This is a genomic window from Streptosporangium sp. NPDC004631, assembly GCF_053601935.1.
In genome coordinates this window covers 171,224-190,966 of the sequence record NZ_JBSGCR010000007.1, presented here as the reverse complement: position 1 = coordinate 190,966, position 19,743 = coordinate 171,224, and the positions used below count along the sequence as shown (strand labels likewise).

17 protein-coding genes are annotated in these 19,743 nt (G+C 70.8%); 5 read left to right on the top strand and 12 right to left on the bottom strand.

The genetic code is table 11. The features are described 5' to 3' along the window. Nucleotides 1-144 precede the first annotated feature (144 nt). On the top strand, nucleotides 145-3,498 hold the full coding sequence (locus ACWEF2_RS10005) for a S8 family serine peptidase (RefSeq protein WP_453813680.1): 3,354 nt from the start codon (nucleotides 145-147) through the stop codon (nucleotides 3,496-3,498). 64 nt (nucleotides 3,499-3,562) lie between these two features. Here ACWEF2_RS10005 and ACWEF2_RS10000 read toward each other — a convergent pair whose 3' ends face one another. Continuing rightward, complete coding sequence (locus ACWEF2_RS10000; RefSeq protein WP_355590423.1) at nucleotides 3,563-3,991, bottom strand: CBS domain-containing protein; 429 nt, start codon at nucleotides 3,989-3,991, stop codon at nucleotides 3,563-3,565. Nucleotides 3,992-4,286: 295 nt separating this feature from the next. Here ACWEF2_RS10000 and ACWEF2_RS09995 point away from each other — a divergent pair, with 295 nt between their 5' ends. From ACWEF2_RS09995 to ACWEF2_RS09980, 4 genes are all read left to right on the top strand, one after another. Continuing rightward, nucleotides 4,287-5,717: an aminopeptidase P family protein gene (locus ACWEF2_RS09995; protein WP_355590420.1), complete on the top strand. Its 1,431-nt coding sequence runs from the start codon at nucleotides 4,287-4,289 to the stop codon at nucleotides 5,715-5,717. A gap of 281 nt (nucleotides 5,718-5,998) precedes the next feature. Next, complete coding sequence (locus tag ACWEF2_RS09990) at nucleotides 5,999-6,715, top strand: 4'-phosphopantetheinyl transferase family protein (RefSeq protein WP_453813677.1); 717 nt, start codon at nucleotides 5,999-6,001, stop codon at nucleotides 6,713-6,715. Nucleotides 6,716-6,824: 109 nt separating this feature from the next. Further along, nucleotides 6,825-7,301, top strand: coding sequence for a MarR family winged helix-turn-helix transcriptional regulator (locus tag ACWEF2_RS09985; RefSeq protein WP_355590413.1), 477 nt, complete (start codon nucleotides 6,825-6,827; stop codon nucleotides 7,299-7,301). Between the two features lie 60 nt (nucleotides 7,302-7,361). After that, a complete protein-coding gene (locus ACWEF2_RS09980; protein ID WP_453813675.1) occupies nucleotides 7,362-8,054 on the top strand; it encodes an LppX_LprAFG lipoprotein in 693 nt (230 codons plus the stop codon). A 115-nt stretch (nucleotides 8,055-8,169) separates the two neighbouring features. On the opposite strand, the gene der is transcribed toward ACWEF2_RS09980, so the two are convergent. The 11 genes from der to ACWEF2_RS09925 all read right to left on the bottom strand — a co-directional run bounded on the left by der (nucleotide 8,170) and on the right by ACWEF2_RS09925 (nucleotide 19,678). Beyond that, nucleotides 8,170-9,558, bottom strand: coding sequence for a ribosome biogenesis GTPase Der (gene der / locus ACWEF2_RS09975; RefSeq protein WP_355590586.1), 1,389 nt, complete (start codon nucleotides 9,556-9,558; stop codon nucleotides 8,170-8,172). A gap of 41 nt (nucleotides 9,559-9,599) precedes the next feature. Then, a complete protein-coding gene (gene cmk / locus ACWEF2_RS09970; RefSeq protein ID WP_453813673.1) occupies nucleotides 9,600-10,256 on the bottom strand; it encodes a (d)CMP kinase in 657 nt (218 codons plus the stop codon). A gap of 191 nt (nucleotides 10,257-10,447) precedes the next feature. Next, entirely contained in the window at nucleotides 10,448-11,584 is a 1,137-nt protein-coding gene (locus ACWEF2_RS09965; protein ID WP_453813672.1) for a prephenate dehydrogenase, read from the bottom strand. A 7-nt stretch (nucleotides 11,585-11,591) separates the two neighbouring features. Then, nucleotides 11,592-11,951, bottom strand: a complete 360-nt coding sequence (gene aroH / locus ACWEF2_RS09960; RefSeq protein WP_453813670.1) for a chorismate mutase — start codon at nucleotides 11,949-11,951, stop codon at nucleotides 11,592-11,594. Nucleotides 11,952-12,026: 75 nt separating this feature from the next. After that, nucleotides 12,027-12,878 (bottom strand): pseudouridine synthase, encoded by an 852-nt coding sequence (locus ACWEF2_RS09955; protein ID WP_453813668.1) that lies wholly within the window; start codon nucleotides 12,876-12,878, stop codon nucleotides 12,027-12,029. A gap of 1,043 nt (nucleotides 12,879-13,921) precedes the next feature. Further along, the gene (scpB, locus tag ACWEF2_RS09950; RefSeq protein ID WP_453813666.1) at nucleotides 13,922-14,479 is read right to left on the bottom strand and encodes an SMC-Scp complex subunit ScpB; all 558 of its coding nucleotides are present in this window, start codon (nucleotides 14,477-14,479) and stop codon (nucleotides 13,922-13,924) included. Then, nucleotides 14,472-15,296, bottom strand: coding sequence for a segregation and condensation protein A (locus ACWEF2_RS09945; protein WP_453813665.1), 825 nt, complete (start codon nucleotides 15,294-15,296; stop codon nucleotides 14,472-14,474). The genes scpB and ACWEF2_RS09945 overlap by 8 nt, the downstream gene beginning before the upstream one ends. A 36-nt stretch (nucleotides 15,297-15,332) precedes the next feature. Beyond that, the gene (locus ACWEF2_RS09940) at nucleotides 15,333-16,274 is read right to left on the bottom strand and encodes a ParA family protein (protein ID WP_453813663.1); all 942 of its coding nucleotides are present in this window, start codon (nucleotides 16,272-16,274) and stop codon (nucleotides 15,333-15,335) included. 99 nt (nucleotides 16,275-16,373) lie between these two features. Continuing rightward, nucleotides 16,374-17,300, bottom strand: a complete 927-nt coding sequence (locus tag ACWEF2_RS09935; protein ID WP_453813814.1) for a tyrosine recombinase — start codon at nucleotides 17,298-17,300, stop codon at nucleotides 16,374-16,376. A gap of 12 nt (nucleotides 17,301-17,312) precedes the next feature. Next, nucleotides 17,313-17,951, bottom strand: coding sequence for an NUDIX domain-containing protein (locus ACWEF2_RS09930; RefSeq protein ID WP_453813661.1), 639 nt, complete (start codon nucleotides 17,949-17,951; stop codon nucleotides 17,313-17,315). Between the two features lie 56 nt (nucleotides 17,952-18,007). After that, on the bottom strand, nucleotides 18,008-19,678 hold the full coding sequence (locus ACWEF2_RS09925; RefSeq protein WP_453813659.1) for a CTP synthase: 1,671 nt from the start codon (nucleotides 19,676-19,678) through the stop codon (nucleotides 18,008-18,010). Between the last annotated feature and the right edge of the window lie 65 nt (nucleotides 19,679-19,743).

The following is a 19,743-nucleotide window of genomic DNA, read 5'->3' as shown; positions in this document are numbered from 1 at the left end:
GCCACCTTTGCAGGTGGCCGTTCTCTCGTCACCCAAGGGGGAGGGCCGAGTCCTCCTCAGCCATGCCCCGATTCGGGCATGCCCGGGTGACCTGGCACTTCCCGGTTGCGTGACGCGGTCATGCGTCCCTACAGGGAGGTCTCGTTGTCAAGCAAGTCCCCTTTAGCAAGGGTCAGCCGGCTGGCGATACTCGCCGTCGGCGTCGGGCTCGTCGCGGCGATGGCGCCGCCGGCGAGCGCGGACCCGACCCCCACCCCGACCCCCACCCCGGCGGCCGGGAAGTGGACGGCGACCCCACTGACCGGCGGGGAGCTGGTACAGGGCGCCAAGTCACCGACCGGCAGGCTCGCCCAGAGCGACCAGGCACTGCTGAAGTCCACCTCGGGCGCGACCGTCGGCGTGATGGTCAAACTCGACTACGACTCATACGCCGCCTATCAGGGCGAGCTCAAGGGTCTGCCCGCCACGAGCCCCGCCAAGACCGGTAAGTCGCTCGATGTGGAGAGCGCCGACGCCAAGAAATACGAAAAGCACATCGAGGACGTGGAGGACACCTTCCTCGCCGAACTCGCCAGGAACGTGCCGGGCGCGAAGGCCGGGCAGCGGTTGCGGACCGTCTACGGCGGCATCGCGCTGCGCATCCCCGCCAACAAGGCCGCCGCGCTGCTGAAGCTGCCGGGAGTGGCCGCCGTCCAGGAGGACAGGCCCGAACAACTCCTGACCGACTCCAGCGCCTCCTTCATCGGGGCGTCGGCGATCTACAGCAGGCTGGGCGGCAGTTCCTCCTCGGGCAAGGGCGTCGTCGTCGGCGTCCTGGACTCCGGCGCCTGGCCTGAGCACCCCCAGTTCGCCGACCCCGGCACGCTGCCCGCCGTACCGCCCACCAAGGACGGCACCCCGCGCGTCTGTGACTTCGGGGACAACCCGCTGACCTCGGCGGCCGACCCGTTCGCCTGCAACCGGAAGCTGATCGGCGGCGCGCCGTTCCTGGAGACCTACAACTCCGTCTACCCGGGAGAGACGTACCCGGACAGCGCCCGTGACTCCAACGGCCACGGCACGCACACCGCGACCACCTCGGCCGGCGGCCCGGTGGCCGACGCCAACCCGCTCGGCATCGGCCGCGGCCCGATCCACGGCATCGCCCCCGCGGCACACGTGTCGGTCTACAAGGTCTGCGGCGAGCAGGGCTGCTTCCCCTCCGACTCGGCGCAGGCGGTGGGCCGGGCGATCCTCGACGGCGTCCGCGTGATCAACTTCTCCATCTCCGGCGGCAACTCCCCCTACAGCGACCCGGTGGAGCTGGCCTTCCTCGACGCCTACGCGGCCGGGGTGCTCGTGTCGACCTCGGCGGGCAACTCGGGACCCGGCGCCTCGACCGTCAACCACGTCAGCCCGTGGGTGACCACGGTGGCCGCCTCCACGCAGAGCCGGACGTTCCAGTCCACGATCACGCTGACCGGCGCGGGCGGCGCGACCGCCACGGTCAAGGGCGCCTCCATCACGGCCGGTGTCGCCTCGCCGCTGCCGGTGGTCCTCGCCTCGGCCCCGCCGTACTCCAACGCGCTCTGCGCCGGCCCGGCACCGGCCGGCCTGTTCGCCGGCAAGATCGTCGTCTGTGAGCGCGGCCCCAACCGCGTGCTCAAGAGCCACAACGTGCTTCAGGGCGGCGCGGCGGGCATGATCCTCCTCAACACCACCCCGCTCGACGTGATGACCGACAACCACTGGGTCCCGGCGGTCCACACCGACAAGCCGGAGACCGACGCGCTGCTGGCCTTCCTGTCCGCCAATCCCGGCGCGACCGCCACGTTCACCCAGGGGGCCAAGGCCGCCTGGCAGGGCGACGTGATCACCACGTTCTCCTCTCGCGGCCCGGGCGGGGACTTCCTCAAGCCGGACGTCACCGCGCCCGGCCTGCACGTCCTGGCCGGGCAGACCCCCACGCTGGAGGGTCCGGCCGGCGGCCCGCAGGGCAACCTGTACCAGGTCATCTCGGGCACCTCGATGTCGTCGCCGCATGTCGCGGGCGCCGCGGCCCTGGTGTTCGCGCTGCACCCCGACTGGACTCCGGGCCAGGTCAAGTCCGCGCTGGAGACCACGGCCAAGACCTCGGTCACCAAGCAGGACCGCGTCACCCCCGCCGACCCCTTCGATCTGGGCGGCGGCCGTATCGACCTGACCAAGGCGGGCGATCCCGGCCTGACCCTGAACGAGACCGCGGAGAACTTCACCGCCTCGGCGAACGACGAACTGAACCGGATCGACCTCAACCTGCCGTCGGTGAACGCCCCGATCATGCCGGGTCTCATCACGGCCAAGCGGACCTTCACCAACGTCACCGACCGGACGCTCACCTACCGGGCCGCCGGCACCACCGTGAGCGGGGCGAGCATCGCGGTGCTGCCACCGGTGTTCAGCGTCAGGCCGGGCAAGACCGCCAAGGTCACCGTGATGATCACCGCGCCTGACCTGCCGGACGGGCAGTACTTCGGTCAGGTGAACCTCAAGCAGGTGGGCGGCGGGCGCGACCTGCACCTGCCTGTGGCGTTCTTCCGCAAGGAGGGCGCGGTCCCGATCGAGCAGACCTGCGCGCCGGCCACCATCCCGAAGGGGACTGGCGAGGCCGTCTGCACGGTCGGCGTGCGGAACGACACCCTCGCCGACGCCGAGGTGACGGCGGTCAGCACGCTGAACGGCAAGTTGCGGCTGACCGGCGTGACCGGGGCCACGAAGGTGGGCTCGCAGGTGGCGACGGCCAAGGCCACCCTGGCGGCCAGGCGGCCCGACCGGCCGGGCATCGCCCCGGGGACCGGCCCCGCCCCCTACCTGCCGCTCGACACCTTCGGCATCCAGCCGACGCCGATCGGCGACGAGCAGGCGCTGAACTTCACCGTTCCGGCGTTCACGTACGCGGGCAAGACCTACACCCGGATCGGCATCGTCTCCAACGGCTACACGGTGGCGGGAGGCACCTCGGGCTCGGCCGACATCAACGCCACGCCTCAGCCCCTGCCGGATCCGTCCGCCCCGAACAACGTGCTCGCCCCCTACTGGACCGACCTGGACGGCACCGGCGCGCCGGGCGTCTACACCGGCACGCTGAGCGACGGCGTGAACAGGTGGCTCGTCGTCGAGTGGCGGCTCAACGTCTACGGGGCGACGGACGCCAAGGTGTTCCAGCAGTGGATCGGGCTCAACGGGGCCGAGGACGTCACCTACACCTACGACCCGAACCGGCTGCCCGGCGACGCGCCGGCGATCTACGGCCTGACCGTCGGCGCCGAGAACGACGAGGGTACGGCCGGCGGCCGGATCGCCGGGGCGCCGACCGGGGACCTGCGGGTGGTCAGCACGCCCGGCGCCCCCGGCGGCAGCCTGAACTACACACTGAAGGTCAAGGGCGTCGGCTCGGGAACCGGAACGGTGACAACCGGAACGTCGACACCGCAGGTGAAGGGCGTCACCATCGAGGTCGACAAGATAACCGTGCAGTAGAAGACCCGGGGAAACCCGGAAAGACCCATGGGGCCCGGCACCGTCGCCGGGCCCCACCGGGGGCTCAGCGGTGGAGGTAGTCGACCAGGTGGGCCCTCTCGGTCTCCAGGGTCTCGATGGCGCTCTTGATCACGTCACCGATGCTCACGATGCCGATCAGCCGGTCGCCGGACACGACCGGGACGTGCCGGATGCGGTGCGTGGTCATGGTCTGGCGCAGGTCGTCGACGTTGACGCCCGGTGAACAGGTGCGGACCTCCGTCGTCATGATGGAGGAGACGGGGGCGTTCAGCGCGTCCGCGCCGCGAGCGTGGAGCCGCCGCACGATGTCGCGCTCGGAGACGATGCCCAGAATCGACGAGCCGTCCTCGGAGACCACCACGGCACCGATGTTCCTGTCGGCCAGTATGGCCAGCAGTTCGGTCACCGTCGCCCTGGGATGGACGGTCTCCACATCCGAGCCTTTGGTCTGCAGAATCGTACCGATCAGCATCAAGACCACCTCGGTTCAGCCTGGCTGGGGGTATCCCTATTCTTTGCCCCGTCAGGGCCCTCTCTAAGCACAGACGAGGACAAAAGCGGTAATCGTCATGTTACGTACAGTAACGGGACGCGTCGAGGGAGCGTCCGGGGTTTTATGGAGGCGGGATCTCGGGGGCACCCCCGGAGGCTCGGCACCACAGGGCCCGTAATCCCGGGACCGCTCCACGGCTCACCCGGAGGGATGCGAGCCCAACCAGGCACGAGTAATGTGTGAAATACTACACACCTCCGTTCCCGGGGACACGATGACCGAGAAGCTCAACACCGGCAGCCACGACCTGCCGGTCTCCGACGCCCTCGCCGCGTTCATGCGCACCGGCTGGGCCGATACCCACCGTGACGATCTGACCGCCCTGCCGCTGGCCACATACACCGCCAAGCGCCGGGCCGCGCTCGCCGCGCGCTTCCCCGGCGAACGGCTGATCATCCCGTCCGGCACGCTGAAGGTCCGCAGCAACGACACCGACTACCGGTTCCGGGCGCACAGCGCGTTCACCTACCTCACGGGGGACCAGGAGCCGGACAACGTCCTGGTCGTCGAGCCGTCAGGGTCCGCCACGCTGTTCCTGCGCCCGCGCTCGCAGCGCTCCGCGCCGGGGCGGGCCGGCCAGGAGTTCTACCGGGACCGCCGCTACGGCGAGTTCTGGGTGGGCCGCCGCCCCGACCTGGCCGAGGCCGAGGCGCTCTACCTGATCGACTGCGCGGCGATCGACAGGATCGACGAGGCGCTCAAGGGGCCGGCCCGGGTGCTGCGCGGGGTGGACCCCTCGGTGGACGCCCTGGTCACCTCCTACGACGGCGGTCCGGAGAAGGACGAGGAGCTGGCCGTCTTCCTGTCCGAGATGCGGCTGATCAAGGACGAGTGGGAGGTCGCCGAGCTCCAGTTCTCGGTGGACGCCACCACCCGCGGATTCGAGGACGTGGTGCGGGCGCTGCCCGCCGCCCTGGCCCACCGGCGGGGCGAGCGGTACCTGGAGGGGGTCTTCGGCCTCCGCTCCCGGCTGGAGGGCAACTCGGTCGGCTACGACAGCATCGTGGCCTCCGGCGCGCATGCGTGCGTGCTGCACTGGATCCGCAACGACGGCCGGCTGAACGAGAACGAGCTGCTGCTGCTCGACGCGGGCGTGGAGACCGACAACCTCTACACCGCCGACATCACCAGGACGCTGCCGCTGTCCGGGCGCTTCAGCCCGATCCAGCGCCAGGTCTACGAGCTGGTCTACGAGGCCCAGAGCGCGGCGATCGCCACGCTGCGGCCGGGCGCGAGATTCCGCGACTTCCACCGGGCGGCCATGCGGGTCATCGCCGAGGGGCTCTACGACTGGGGCGTGCTCAAGATCGGCCCCGACGAGGCGATGGAGGCCGGCAGCGGCCTGTACCGCCGCTACACCATCTGCAGCAGCGGCCACATGCTCGGCATCGACCTGCACGACTGCGCCAAGGCCCGCGCGGAGACCTACCTGGACGGCGTGCTGGCCGAAGGACAGGTGCTCACCGTCGAGCCCGGTCTCTACCTCCAGCCGGACGACCTGACGCTCCCGCCGGAACTGCGCGGCATCGGCGTGCGGATCGAGGACGACCTCGTCATCACCGCCGACGGCGCCCGTCTGATGTCGGCCGGGCTGCCCCGCCACCCCGACGAGATCGAGGGCTGGATGAACGCGATCTCCTCCTGACCGGCGGTCTCCCTCCGGCCACTCCCTCCCGCCCCTCCTGACAGCCCCGAACCACTCCGCGCCCGTCCCGGCCTCGGCCCGGCCGGGCGCGGGACCGGACCGCCCCACGCGCGGCCCGGCCCCACCGGAGCTCCGAACGCCCCAGCCGTCCTGGTGACGTGGTCCGGGCCGGAACGGCGGCGACCGGGTCAGGACGCGGGCCCTCATCCGGGGTCCGCGGCGGACGGGATAAGACCCGCCCCGCCCCCCACAGGCCCGCCTGGTCCGCATAATCTAGGCGGATGCGCGATTGCCTGGTGCTGGCCGGCCCGACCGACGAGATCTACTCCCCCTCCGCGCTGGATCTGCTCACCGACGCCGAGCGCGAACGCGCGGCGAAGTTCCTCCACGAGGACCACCGGCGTGACTTCATCGCGGCCCACCTCCTCGTACGGCGTTGCGCGGCCCAGGCCACCGGTGTTCCGGAAGACCGGCTCACGCTGCTGCAGCACTGCGACCGATGCGGTCCCGGGCACGGCAGGCCGTATCTCGCGGAGGCCCCGGAGCTTGGGGTCAGCCTCAGCCACAGCCGGGGCTACGTCTGCGCGGCGGCCGGCCCCGGACGGGTCGGGGTGGACGCCGAGCACGTCCCCGCGGGCCCGCTGGAGGAGTCCCTGGCCGCGCAGACGCTCTCCCCCGCCGAACGCGCCCTGGTCACCGGCAACGAGGCTCTGATCCGGCTCTGGGTACGCAAGGAGGCGCTCATCAAACGCGGTGAGCTGACCCTGGACGGCCTGCGCGCGACGGACCTGTCCGCGCTCCCCCTCACCGACCTGCGGGAGGCGGACGGCCCCCGCCGCCTGGAGTGGGACGGCAGGCATCTGCTGGAGTGGCGGACCGACTCGGGCGTGGCGGCCTGCGCCGTCACCGACCGTCCGGCCGAGCTGGCCCGATCCACCGGAAGCCGGCCGGACCGCCCGGTTCGCCGGACCTGCGACGAGGGCGTCACCCCTGCCTGAGGTAGGTTTTGATCTATGAGCCGGGAGCGAGCGCGACACGGCAGGGGAACGACCGGCCGGCCGGAGCTCCCGCGCCGCGAATCGGGCCGCGAGTGGCGAATGAGGAATGGTGACACCACCAGTGAACAACGGGGAGCCCCGCTGGCTCACCTCAATGGAGCAGCGGGCCTGGCGTGCTCATCTGGCCGCGCACAAGCTTCTGGAACACCGTCTCGACCGTGAACTGCAGACCTTCGGGCTGTCGGTGAACGACTACGAAATCCTGGTCAACCTGTCGGAGAGCTCCGGCCACCGGATGCGTATGAGCGACCTGGCCGACGCCACGATCCAGTCGCGTAGCCGCCTGTCCCACCAGATCTCCCGGATGGAGGCCGCCGGGCTGGTCGCCCGGGAGACCTGCGTCGACGACCGGCGCGGCACCTTCGCCGTGCTCACCGAACACGGCTGGGACACGATCCAGAGGGTCGCGCCGCACCATGTGGCCAGCGTGCGGCAGCACTTCATCGACCTGCTGACCGACGACCAACTTCGCGAACTGGAGGCCGCCTACACCCCCGTGGTGGACCACCTCAAGAGCCTCCGCTGACGCGAAACCGATACCGGCGACTCCTCCCTTGGTTGACCGGGAGGTCGTTACGATCCGGCCATGCCTGTTCCCCCGCCCGCCCGCCGGATCCTCATGGCCGCGGCCGCCGCCGCGCTCTCCCTGATCACAGCGTGCGGCGGTGGTGACGCCTCCGACGGCAGGGCGGCCCTTCCCAGCGGCGCCGAACTGGTCGCCAGGTGCGCGGACGCGATGCGGGCCGTCAGGTCCGCGGCCTTCAGCATGGAGACCGAGGGCACGCCGCCGGTGCCGGTCAAGAAGGCCTCCGGCCGCCTCAGCGGGACCGGCGACGCCGAGGGGACCATCCAGATCGACCCGATGGGCACCCTCCAGGAGATCAGCTTCGTCCTGATCGGTGACACCGTCCACTTCAAGGACGCGACGGGCGGCTTTCAGAAGATGTCGCGGAGCCAGCTGGCCTCGATCTACGACCCCTCGGCCATCCTCGACCCCGGCCGGGGCGTCGTGCGGCTGCTGAGCACCGCGCAGAACCCGGAGACCGAGGCCACGGAGAGGATGGACGGCATCGACGCCTACCGGCTCTCGGCCACGTTCTCCCAGCAGGTCCTCGGGGCGATGGTCCCCGGCCTCAAGCAGAGCGTGGACGGCAGGCTCTGGATCGACAGGGCCACCGGCCGCCTGATCAGAGCCGACCTGCCGATGACCGGCGGCGGAGTGACCGTCGCCCTCCGCGACTACGACGTGCCGGTGCAGATCACCGCGCCGGCGGAGTGACCGGTGACCGTTCTCGTCGAGGTCGGCGTCCACGCCGAACGGCTCGCCGAGTACGAGGGTTCGGTACGAAGACCGCGGACGGCCCGGCGCGGGCCGGGCCGTCCGCCGGGAGTCGCTACTTCTTCTTCTGGTTCTTCTGGGACTGCCGCTTCTCCCGGATCTTCATCGTGACCTCGATGGGAGAGCCGGCGAAGCCGAACTCCTCGCGGATCCGGCGCTCGATGAAGCGGCGGTAGGTCTCCTCAAGGAAGCCCGAGGTGAACAGCACGAACCTGGGAGGCTCGGTCGTCGCCTGGGTGGCGAAGAGGATCTTGGGCTGCTTGCCACCCCGGACCGGGGGCGGGGTGGCCGCCACCAGGTCGGTGAGGAAGGCGTTGAGGCGGGCGGTGGGCACCCGGGTGGCCCAGGAGTCCAGCGCCTTCTCCAGGGCCGGGACGAGCCGGTCCACGTGCCAGCCGGTCTTCGCCGAGATGTTGACCCGCAGGGCCCACGGCACGCGGATGAGCTGGCGGTCGATCTCCTTCTCCAGGTAGTGGCGGCGGTCCTCGTCGAGGAGGTCCCACTTGTTGAACGCCACCACCATGGCACGACCGGAGTCGATCACCAGGGAGATGATCCGCAGGTCCTGCTCGGTCAGCACCTCGCTGGCGTCGATGAGCACGACCGCCACCTCCGACCGCTCCAGGGCGGCCCGGGTGCGCATGCTCGCGTAGAAGTCGGCGCCCTTCAGCTCCCGGTCACGCCGGCGGATGCCCGCGGTGTCCACGAAGCGCCAGGTCTTGCCGCCGAGCTGGATCAGCTCGTCGACCGGGTCACGGGTGGTGCCCGCCATCGGATCGACGAGCACGCGCTCCTCACCGGCCAGCTTGTTCAGCAGGGAGGACTTGCCCACGTTGGGCTTGCCCACCAGGGCGACCCGGCGCGGACCGCGCTCGGCGCCGAAACGCTGGGGCGGCGTCTCCGGCAGCTTGTCGAGGATCACGTCGAGCAGGTCGCCGCTGGAACGGCCGTGCAGGGCGGAGACCGGCTGCGGCTCACCCAGGCCGAGGGCCCACAGACCGGCGGCCTCCAGCTCCATCTGCTGGTTGTCGACCTTGTTCGCCGCGAGGATGACCGGCTTTCCGGAACCGCGCAGCACGTGTCCGACGATCTCGTCGGCGTCGGTGACGCCCACCACGGCGTCCACGACGAACAGGATCACGTCGGCCAGCTCGGCCGCGACCTGCGCCTGCTCGGCGATCTTCAACGCCATGCCGGTCGCGTCGGGGTCCCAGCCGCCGGTGTCGACCACCGTGAACCGGCGGCCTCGCCAGGTGGCGTCGTAGGTGACCCGGTCACGGGTCACGCCCGGCACGTCCTCCACGACCGCCTCCCGGCGGCCGATTATCCGGTTGACCAGGGTGGACTTGCCCACGTTGGGACGGCCCACCACGGCCACGACCGGCTGCGGGTCGAAGTCGGGGCCCGCCTCCCCTGAGCCGTCACCGGTATCCGGATCGAGCAGCTCGGCCTCGATCCAGCCGTTGTCTCCGTCGTATTCCCCCGTCACGCCTTTTCCTTAATCACGCGCAGTACCTCGGCGATGACCTCTTCCAGGTTCAGCGCCGTGGTGTCCAGTTCGACGGCGTCGGCCGCCATCGCCAATGGGTCGGTCTTCCGCGTCGAGTCCAGGGTGTCACGCCTGGCCATGGCGCTTTTCTGCGCCTCCAGCGTGGTGCCGGCGAGCTCCGCCGTACGGCGGAGGGCCCGGGCGTCCGCGCTCGCGGTCAGGTAGATCTTGACCTGGGCGTCGGGCACGACCACCGTGCCGATGTCACGGCCCTCGACGACGATGTCGCCCAGACCGATGATCTCACGCTGCTCGGCCACCAGCCGGCGCCGGACCTCGGGCACCGCGCTGACCGCGGAGACGGCCGCGGTGACCTCGGAGGTGCGGATGGGCACGGCGGCGTCGACGCCGTCCACGGCCACCGACGGAGCTTCGGGGTCGGTGCCGACCGTGAGAAGGGGGTCCAGCGCCCTGGCCGCGACCGCCTCGGGGTCGGAGAGGTCGACACCCCGTTGGAGCATCCACCACGTGATCGCACGGTACATCGCCCCGGTGTCGAGATAACGCAGCCCCAGCGCCCGCGCGATCCCGCGCGACGCGCTCGACTTGCCCGACCCCGAAGGACCGTCCATGGCGACGACCAGTCCGGTCACGACGCCTCTCCCTTGCAGCCCGCTTCAGTTGTCCGTACGAGGCTACCGGGAACGACGGGGGAATCACGCATCAAAGAAGGCGGGCCGCCCCCGAGGACCGCCGGAGCGGGCCGCGGGGGTCACCGGATCGGGCCCCGCGGGGAACCTCCGCGCCGGCTGGGAATGGCCGGCGCGGGTCCGGCCGGGAGCCCTCAGGGCAGGTGCCAGCCGTGGGCCCGCAGCGCCTCCGACAGCACGGCCACCGCCTCGGGCTGCACCGACAGGTCGGCCGCGCCCAGCGGGAGACCGGGAGCGTGCTCCAGCCGGACGTCCTCGATGTTGACGCCCGCGGCCTCGGCCACCTGGAACAGCCGGGCCAGCTCACCCGGACGGTCGCCGATGATGACCTGGACGGTCGCGTAGACGCGTGCCGGACCGCCGTGCTTGCCGGGGATCCGGCCGGTGCCCGCCACACCCCGGTGCAGCAGCTCGGTGACGCCGCCCATGGCCGCCGGGTCGGAGGACGCACGCAGCGCGGCGGCCGCCGCCGCCAGGTCGGCCGCCACCGCCTCCAGCACCTCGGCCACCGGCAGCGCGTTGCCGGACAGGATCCCGGTCCACAGGCCCGGATCGCCGGCGGCGATGCGCGTGACGTCGCGGACCCCCTGACCGGCCAGGCCCAGCGCTGTGGCCGAGGCGTCGGCGAGCCGGGCGGCGACCGCGGAGGCGGCCACATGCGGGGCGTGCGAGATGATCGCGACGGCCCGGTCGTGCTCGGCCGCCTCGACCTCGACGGCCTCGCCGCCGCAGAGTTTGATCAGCCCGCGCATGACCTCCACCGCCTCGGGTGAGGTCTCCTCCGTCGGGCACAGCGCCCACGGCCGCCCCAGGAACAGGTCGGCCCTGGCGGCGGCGGGCCCGGAACGCTCCCGGCCCGCGAGGGGATGCCCGGCGACATAGGTGGTCAGGTCGCAGCCGAGGGCCGCGGCCTGCTGAAGCGGGAGCGCCTTGACGCTGGCCACGTCGGTGTAGAAGCGGGCCGCCCCGGCCCTCTGCAGGTCGGCGAGCCGGTCCGCGACCACGTGCGGCGGGACCGCGATGACCGCGATGTCCACGATCGTGTCCGGAGCGACGCCCGAGGCGGTCTCCGGGCTCCGCTCGGCGGGCCACTCGACGCCCGCGCCGAGCTCCCGTGCCAGCCGTACGGCCGCCGCGTCACGGTCGTCCAGGAAGACGGTGACGCCCTGCTCCCGCAGGGCCAGGGCGATCGAGGTGCCGATCAGGCCGGTGCCGACGACGAGGACGCTTTCGATCCCGCTCACCCGCGCTCCTCGGACATGGTGTCGCATGACGGGTTCACTGAGCGATGTCCACGCGCAGGGCGACCGCGCCGCGCAGATAGACGTGCTGGATCTCATGACGCGGCCGATCGGTCTCCACGTGGGCCATCAGCCGCACGACGTGGGGCAACGCGCCCGGGACGTCGATCTCGGAGGCGCAGATCAGCGGGACGTCGTGGAAGCCGAGCTTGCGGGCGGCCAGGGCGGGAAACTCCGCGGTCAGGTCGGGCGTGGACGTGAAGATCACACTGATCACGTCGCCGGTGGTGAGCCTGTTACGCCCCATCACCTCGGTGACCAGCTCGGTCACCCCGGCCAGGATCGCGTCCCGGTCGTTGCCCTCCACCTGAATCGCACCGCGGATCGCCCGCACCATCGTCGCTCCTCCGTATCCTGGCACGCCGGACCGCCCATGAGGCGGCCCGGCGTGTCCTGAGCATGCCCGTGAAGGTTACAGGCCCACGGCCGCGTAGAGCTCGCCGACCTCCTTGAGGGTCAGCGTGCGGACCGTACCCGGCTTGAGGCGGCCGAGCTTGACCGGGCCGAACTCGATGCGGGCCAGGTCGATGACCGGGTGCCCGACCTCCTCCAGCATGCGGCGGACCACGTGCTTGCGGCCCTCGTGTAGAACGACCTCCACCAGCGCCTGCTGCCCGTGCTCCTGGACCAGGGTGAAGGAGTCGGCCTTGGCGACGCCGTCCTCCAGTTCGACGCCCTGCTTCAGGCGGCGGCCCAGATCGCGCTCGATCTTGCCGGGGACCTTCGCCCAGTACTTCTTCTGCACGCCGTAGCTCGGGTGGGTGAGGCGGTTGGCCAGCTCGCCGTCGTTGGTGAGCAGGATGAGACCCTCGGTCTCGGTGTCCAGGCGGCCCACGTGGAACAGCCGCTCGGTGCGGTCGGCCACGTAGTCGGCCAGGGAGGGGCGGCCGTCGGGGTCGGACATGGTGCTGACGACGCCGATCGGCTTGTTGACGGCGAGGTAGACCAGGTCGGGCATTGTCGGCAGTCGCTTGCCGTCCACGTGGATGACCTGCTTGGCCGGGTCCACCCGGGCGCCGAAGCGGCGGACCACCTGACCGTCGACCGTCACCCTGCCCTCGCCGATCATCTCCTCACAGGCCCGGCGGCTGGCCACGCCCGCCTGGGCGAGGACCTTCTGCAGCCGGACGCCATCCGGAACCTCGGTGGTGTCACGCTCGTCGACGTAGCCGCCGTCGTAGAAGTCGGAGTCGCGGCGGGGCTGGCGGGCGGTCTTGAACCGGTCGTTCTGGATCGCACCGGGCCGGAGCTCGGCCTTCGCCACCGGAGAGCGGCCGGCCGCGGCACCGCGCCCGGCGTAGGGGCCGGTCCGCCTGCCGCCGAGCGTCTGAACCTCGTCCTTGCGGGCCGTCCTGCCGAACCGGCCGCGGGAACCGCTCCCCGGCGCCTCGGTCCGGCCACGGTCCGAGGCGGACCGGCCACGTGAGGGGTCACGGTCGGCGCGGAAACCACCACGATCGTCCCCGCGAGGGGCCGCGGAGCGGAAACCACCGCGGTCGTCCCGACGGGCCGGACTGGCGCGGAAACCCTCACGGTCATCACGGCGCGGACCGTCGGAACGGAAGCCCCCGCGATCGTCACGGCGCGGCCCCTCGGAACGGGAACCGGCGGCGGGCCTGCCGTACCGGCCACGCGAGTCATCGCGATCATCCCTGCGCGGACCATCGGAGCGGAAACCACCACGCTCGTCCCCGCGAGGGGCCGCGGAACGGAAACCACCACGCGAGGAGTCACGGTCACCGCGGAAACCACCGCGGTCGTCCCCACGAGCCGGACCACCGGCACGGAAACCGCCACGATCGTCACGGCGCGGACCGTCGGAGCGGAAGCCCCCGCGGTCGTCACGGCGCGGACCGTCGGAACGGGAACCGCCCTGCGAACCGGCGGCGGGCCTGCCGTACCGGCCACGCGAGTCATCGCGATCATCCCTGCGCGGACCATCGGAGCGGAAACCGCCACGATCGTCACGGCGGGCCGGACCGGCGCGGAAACCCTCACGGTCATCACGGCGCGGACCGTCGGAACGGAAGCCCCCGCGATCGTCACGGCGCGGCCCCTCGGAACGGGAACCGGCGGCGGGCCTGCCGTACCGGCCACGCGAATCGTCACGATCATCCCTGCGCGGACCATCGGAGCGGAAACCGCCACGATCGTCCCCGCGAGGGGCCGCGGAACGGAAACCGCCCTGGGCTCCGCCTCGGGATCCGCCTCTGAAGTTGCCGCCCCCACGGGGGTCGCCACCGCGCGGGGCGCCGCCACGGCCTCGACCGCGTCCATCACCGGACGGGGTACTACGCCTGTTGTCCACTACTTCTGCTCCTCTAGGATTTCCACGTCGTCGGGCAGGAACGGTGCCAGTTCGGGAAGCTCGTCGAGATCCCGCAGGCCCATCCGTTCAAGAAAATACGAACTTGTCCGGTAGAGCAGTGCCTGGCTCTCCGGGTCGGTGCCGGCCTCCTCGACCAGCCCTCTCGCTACCAGCGTACGCATGACGCCTTCGCTGTTGACACCTCGGATGGCCGCCACCCGGGCCCGGCTGACCGGCTGCCGGTAGGCGACCACGGCCAGGGTCTCCAGCGCGGCCTGGGTGAGCCGCGCCTGCTGGCCGTCGCGGACGAACCGCTCCACGAGGGCCGCGCACTCGGCCCGCGTGTAGAACCGCCAGCCGCCGGCGACCTCTCTGAGATCAAAACCCCGGCCGCCGTCGGTGTATTCCGCCGACAGCTCCCGGAGCGTCCTGGCGACCTCGGGGACGGGGCGGTCCAGCACCTGGGCGAGGGTGGTCTCGGTGACCGGCTCGTCGACCACGAGCAGGATGGCCTCCAGCCCGGTGCGGAGGTCCGGCTCGACTACCGCGTCAGTCATCGGCGGGCTCTTTCCTCGTGCTCTCGTCGTAGTCGTCGGCCACGGTGACGTCCCCGTCGTCGCTGCCGGTCCAGGTCACGTGGAGATCCCCGAGGGGCTCCAGTTGCTCGAAGGAGACGGCCGCCTCCCGGTAGAGCTCCAGGACGGCCAGGAAACGCGCGACGACCTCGAAGGTGCCCGCGCAGTCGGAGGTGAGAGCCCGGAAGGTCGCCCGGCGCAGCCGTCGGAGCCGCTCGACAAGGATAACCGCCTGATCGCGGACATTGGCGAGTGGTTGATAGATGTGGGCGACCGAGACCGAGGGCGGGACCTTGGGGACGAAGGCCTGCCGGGCGATCTCGGCGAGGCGATCGGGCCCGATGCCCAGGATCAGCGTGGGCAGGAGGTTGGCGAACTCGGCCTCCATCGGCACGATCCGGGGGAAGCGCAGGGCCTCCTCGGCCATCCGGCTGGAGAGGACCTTCACCACCTCCTTGTAGGCCCGATACTGGAGAAGCCGGGCGAACAGCAGGTCGCGGGCCTCCAGGAGGGCGAGATCCTCTTCGTCGTCGACCTCGCCCGACGGCAGCAGCCGAGCCGCCTTCAGGTCGAGCAGGGTCGCCGCGACGAGCAGGAAGTGGCTCGCCTGGTCCAGGTCCCACTGCGATCCCCTGGCCCGGATGTAGGAGATGAACTCGTCGGTGACCTGACTGAGCGAGACCTCGGTGATGTCCAGTTTGTGCTTGGAGATCAGGCCGAGCAGCAGGTCGAAGGGGCCCTCGAAGACCTCCAGGTGCACCCTGAAGGTGTCGACGGCCGTCTGTGGCTGCTCGGTCATCCCGCCATTGTCCCGCACCCGGGACCGCGATCACCGCTACAGCGCGTTCCACCTGGCGAGAACCTCGCGAGCCAGTTCACGGTAGGCGCTGGCACCGAGTGAGGAGGAGTCGAAACTGGTGATGGGCTCGCCGGCCACGGTGGCGTCCGGGAAACGGACCGTCCGGTTGATCACGGTGTGGTAGACCTTGTCGTCGAACGCCTCGACGACCCGGGCCAGCACCTCACGGCCGTGCAGGGTACGCGCGTCGTACATGGTGGCGAGCAACCCCTCGATGACCAGGTCCTCGTTGATGCGCTGCTGGACCTTGATGATGGTGTCCATCAGCAACGCGACCCCGCGCAGCGCGAAGAACTCGCACTCCAGCGGCACCATGACGCCGTGCGCGCAGGCCAGCGCGTTGATCGTGAGCAGTCCCAGGGAGGGCTGGCAGTCGATCAGGCAGACGTCGTACTCGGGCAGGAGGGGCTTGATCACCCGGCCGAGCACCTGCTCGCGGGCGACCTCCGTGACGAGCTGGACCTCGGCCGCCGACAGGTCGATGTTGCTGGGCAGCAGATCCATGCCCTCGACGCCGGTCTCCATCAGCACGTCGTGGGCGGTGATCTGCCGCTCCATCAGGAGGTTGTAGACCGTCAGGTCAAGCTGGTGGGGGTTGATCCCTAGGCCGACGGAGAGGGCGCCCTGCGGGTCGAAGTCGACCAGCAGCACCTTCAGCCCGGCCTCGGCCAGCGCCGCGCCCAGGTTGATGGTCGTGGTCGTCTTGCCGACGCCGCCTTTCTGGTTGACCATGGCCACGACACGCGCCGGGCCGTGCACCGTACGCGGGGGCGGATCGGGGAACACCGGACGAGGTCGTCCGGTCGGGCCGAGGACTCCCCCGCTACGAGGGGTCCCGGCGGTCTTGGTGTCTCCCCAGGGATTCTCGGGGTTTCCGGGGGTCGTTCCCCGGACAGAACCGTCGGTGGTCACAGTCACCAGTCGAACCTCCCTGACGGCCTCGAACCGGACCGTCCGGACGGACACTATGGCGTCATCACGTATGCGGCAAGGCGGCACGCCCGGACACAACGAAGCTCAATGCCGCGCGCGCGGATGCGCGGCGGCGTAGACCTCCCGAAGCTTGTCCACCGTGACCAGGGTGTACACCTGGGTGGTGGTCACCGAGGCGTGGCCGAGTAATTCCTGAACCACCCTAACGTCCGCACCCCCGTCCAGGAGGTGTGTTGCGAACGAATGTCGCAAGATATGCGGTGAGATTCCCGCCAGTCCCCCTCGTTCCGCCGCGGCCTGGAGGACCTCCCAGGCCCCCTGCCGGGTGAGCCGTCCACCCCTGGCGTTGAGAAACAGTCCCGGGCCGCCCCTGCCGTGGGCGGCGATGCCCGGCCTGGCCCGGGCGAGATAGGTGCCCAGCGCCTCTCGCGCGAAGCGGCCCAGGGGCACCAGCCGGGCGCGCCCGTCCTTGCCGCGCAGTCTCACCTGCTGGGTCTTCGACCCCAGATCGACGTCGTCCACCGCGAGGCCCACGGCCTCGGAGATGCGGGCGCCGGTGCCGTACAGCAGTTCCAGCAGCGCCCGGTTGCGCATGGTGAGCGGCGAGCCCTCCGGGCCCGAGGCCGCGATCAACCGTTCCACGTCGTTCACACTGATCGCCTTGGGCAGACGCCTGAGCCTGCGCGGCGGGCGCACCTGGTGGGCCGGGTCGTGCCCGCAGATGCCCACGCGCAGCGCGAAGCGGTGCAGGCCACGCACCGCGGAGACGGCCCGCGCCGCCGAGCTGGCGACGAGAGCCTGGTGCTTGTCGTCGCCCTCCGCGAGTGCGGCGAGGAAGGCCGTGACGTCGGCCTCGGTGACCTCCGCGAAGGTGGAGCGCCTGCGGTTCCGCAGATGCTCCACGTATCGCAGCAGGTCACGGCGGTAGGAGGCCAGTGTGTTGGCGGCCAGGCACCGCTCCACCGCCAGATGGGCGAGGTAGCTGGAGAGGACGGCCTCCGTCTCGCTCAGGGTCTCCTCCTGTCATGCCTCCGGTGCGTCGGCGGGCCGCAGCGAGGCGAAAGCATCCGCCGAAGCGGCGTATGCGGCGAGAATACCGGCCACGGCTTGGGAATTGTGGATCATTCCCGCCAGGGCACGGCGAACCGCGTCGGACAGGGGAATCCAGACCACCGGCATGTCGGCCTCCTCGTGTCGCCGGACGAAATCCAGCTCCCCCGCGGGGATGGGGGCGACGTCCCTGGCGAGGAAGATCCGGGTCCGCTCGTCGGTCATGCCCGGCGAGGTGAAGGCGTCGACCAGGGTGTGCCAGGTCTCCGCCCGGTAGCCGGTCTCCTCGGCCAGCTCCCTGGCCGCCGCGAGGTGGAGAGGCTCGTCCTCGATGTCCCGCAGGCCGGCGGGCAGCTCCCAGAGCAGACGCCGGACGGCGTGACGGTACTGCCGGATCATGAGCACCCGGCCGTGGTCGTCGAGCGCGAGCACGGCCACCGATCCGGGGTGGAGCACGTAGTCGCGGTTGACGATCTCCCCGTCCGGCATGACGACCGCGTCGGTCACCGCGGTGATGACGCGTCCGCTGAAGTGCTCGGCGGAGGAGGCGACCTTCCACTCCTCCGGCAGGTCGGCGACGTCGGCCGCGGGACCGGCCGTGAAATCGGTCACGGGGTCGACCTCGGGACGGGGTACGGGGGCGGGCACGGGGCCGGGGACGAGGTCGCTCACTTGCCCCGTCCCGCCTTGGCCGTGGTGCCCCGGACGTCGGCGTAGGTCAGGGCCGCGCCGATCAGGCCCTTGAACAGCGGGTGCGGGCGGGTAGGGCGGGAGCGGAACTCCGGGTGCGCCTGGGTGCCGATGAAGAAGGGGTGGACGTCGGTGGGCAGCTCGGCGTACTCCACGAGGCGGCCGTCGGGCGACAGGCCGGAGAAGACCAGGCCGACCTTCTCCAGCTGGTCACGGTAGGAGTTGTTGACCTCGTAGCGGTGACGGTGACGCTCGTCCACCTTGGCCATGCCGTACAGCCGGCGGGCGAGGGATCCCTCGGTGAGCTTGGCGGGGTAGAGACCCAGCCGCATGGTGCCGCCCATGTCGCGCTCGCCGGAGACGACGTCCTCCTGATCCGCCATGGTGGAGATGACCGGGTGGGTGGTCTCGACGTCGAACTCGCTGCTGCCCGCGTCCTCGATGCCGGCCAGGTTGCGTGCGGCCTCGATGACGATGCACTGCATGCCCAGGCAGAGGCCGAGGAGCGGGACCCTGTTCTCCCTGGCGTGCTGGACCGCGCCAAGTTTGCCCTCGATGCCTCGCACGCCGAACCCGCCGGGGATCAGCACGCCGTCCACGCCGTCCAGCTCGCGGGCGGCGCCGTCGGGCGTCTCGCAGTCGTCACTCTTCACCCAGCGGATGTTGACGCGGGCGTCGTTGGCGAAACCGCCCGCGCGCAACGCCTCGGTGACCGACAGGTAGGCGTCGGGCAGGTCGATGTACTTGCCGACGAGCGCGATCGTGACCTCCTTGGCCGGGCGGTGCACCCGGCGCAGGAGCTGCTCCCACTCCTTCCAGTCCACGTCGCGGAAGGGCAGGCCGAGACGGCGCACCACGTAGGCGTCCAGCCCCTCGGAGTGCAGCACCTTGGGGATGTCGTAGATGCTCGCCGCGTCGATGGCGGAGACGACCGCGTCCTCGTCGACGTCGCACATGAGGCTGATCTTGCGCTTGAGCGAGTTGGTGATCGGCCGGTCGGAGCGGCAGACGATCGCGTCGGGCTGGATGCCGATGCTGCGCAGCGCGGCGACCGAGTGCTGCGTGGGCTTGGTCTTCAGCTCGCCACTGGGGCCGATGTACGGCAGCAGCGAGACGTGCAGGAAGAAGACGTTGTCCCGGCCGACCTCGTGGCGGATCTGGCGGACTGCCTCCAGGAAGGGCAGCGACTCGATGTCGCCGACGGTGCCGCCGACCTCGGTGATGACCACGTCCACGTCGGGACCGGCCATGGAGCGGATCCGGTCCTTGATCTCGTTGGTGATGTGCGGGATGACCTGCACGGTGTCCCCGAGGTACTCGCCGCGGCGCTCCTTGGCGATGACGTTGGAGTAGACCTGGCCGGTGGTGACGTTCGCCGAACCGTGCAGCTCGGTGTCGAGGAAGCGCTCGTAGTGGCCGACGTCGAGGTCGGTCTCGGCGCCGTCGTCGGTGACGAAGACCTCGCCGTGCTGGAACGGGTTCATCGTTCCGGGGTCGACGTTGAGGTAGGGGTCGAGTTTCTGCATGGTGACCCGGAGGCCCCGCAGTTTAAGAAGACGCCCGAGGCTGGAGGCCGTCAGTCCCTTACCGAGACTGGAGGCGACGCCGCCGGTGACGAACAGATGCTTGGTGTGTGCGGCGCTGCGCAAGAAGTCTCCCGTGGTCGTCATAGATCAGTCGGCGCACCCTGATGGAGGCCTACATGCCCACGGGC

What these genes read in the sequence shown, in the direction of transcription:
- ACWEF2_RS09965 (WP_453813672.1), bottom strand. Translation starts at nt 11,584, where the DNA reads ATGCGACACCATGTCCGAGGAGCGCGGGTGAGCGGGATCGAAAGCGTC.
- ACWEF2_RS09990 (WP_453813677.1), top strand. Translation starts at nt 5,999, where the DNA reads ATGCGCGATTGCCTGGTGCTGGCCGGCCCGACCGACGAGATCTACTCC.
- ACWEF2_RS09995 (WP_355590420.1), top strand. Translation starts at nt 4,287, where the DNA reads ATGACCGAGAAGCTCAACACCGGCAGCCACGACCTGCCGGTCTCCGAC.
- aroH (WP_453813670.1), bottom strand. Translation starts at nt 11,951, where the DNA reads ATGGTGCGGGCGATCCGCGGTGCGATTCAGGTGGAGGGCAACGACCGG.
- scpB (WP_453813666.1), bottom strand. Translation starts at nt 14,479, where the DNA reads ATGACTGACGCGGTAGTCGAGCCGGACCTCCGCACCGGGCTGGAGGCC.
- ACWEF2_RS10000 (WP_355590423.1), bottom strand. Translation starts at nt 3,991, where the DNA reads ATGCTGATCGGTACGATTCTGCAGACCAAAGGCTCGGATGTGGAGACC.
- ACWEF2_RS09945 (WP_453813665.1), bottom strand. Translation starts at nt 15,296, where the DNA reads ATGACCGAGCAGCCACAGACGGCCGTCGACACCTTCAGGGTGCACCTG.
- ACWEF2_RS09980 (WP_453813675.1), top strand. Translation starts at nt 7,362, where the DNA reads ATGCCTGTTCCCCCGCCCGCCCGCCGGATCCTCATGGCCGCGGCCGCC.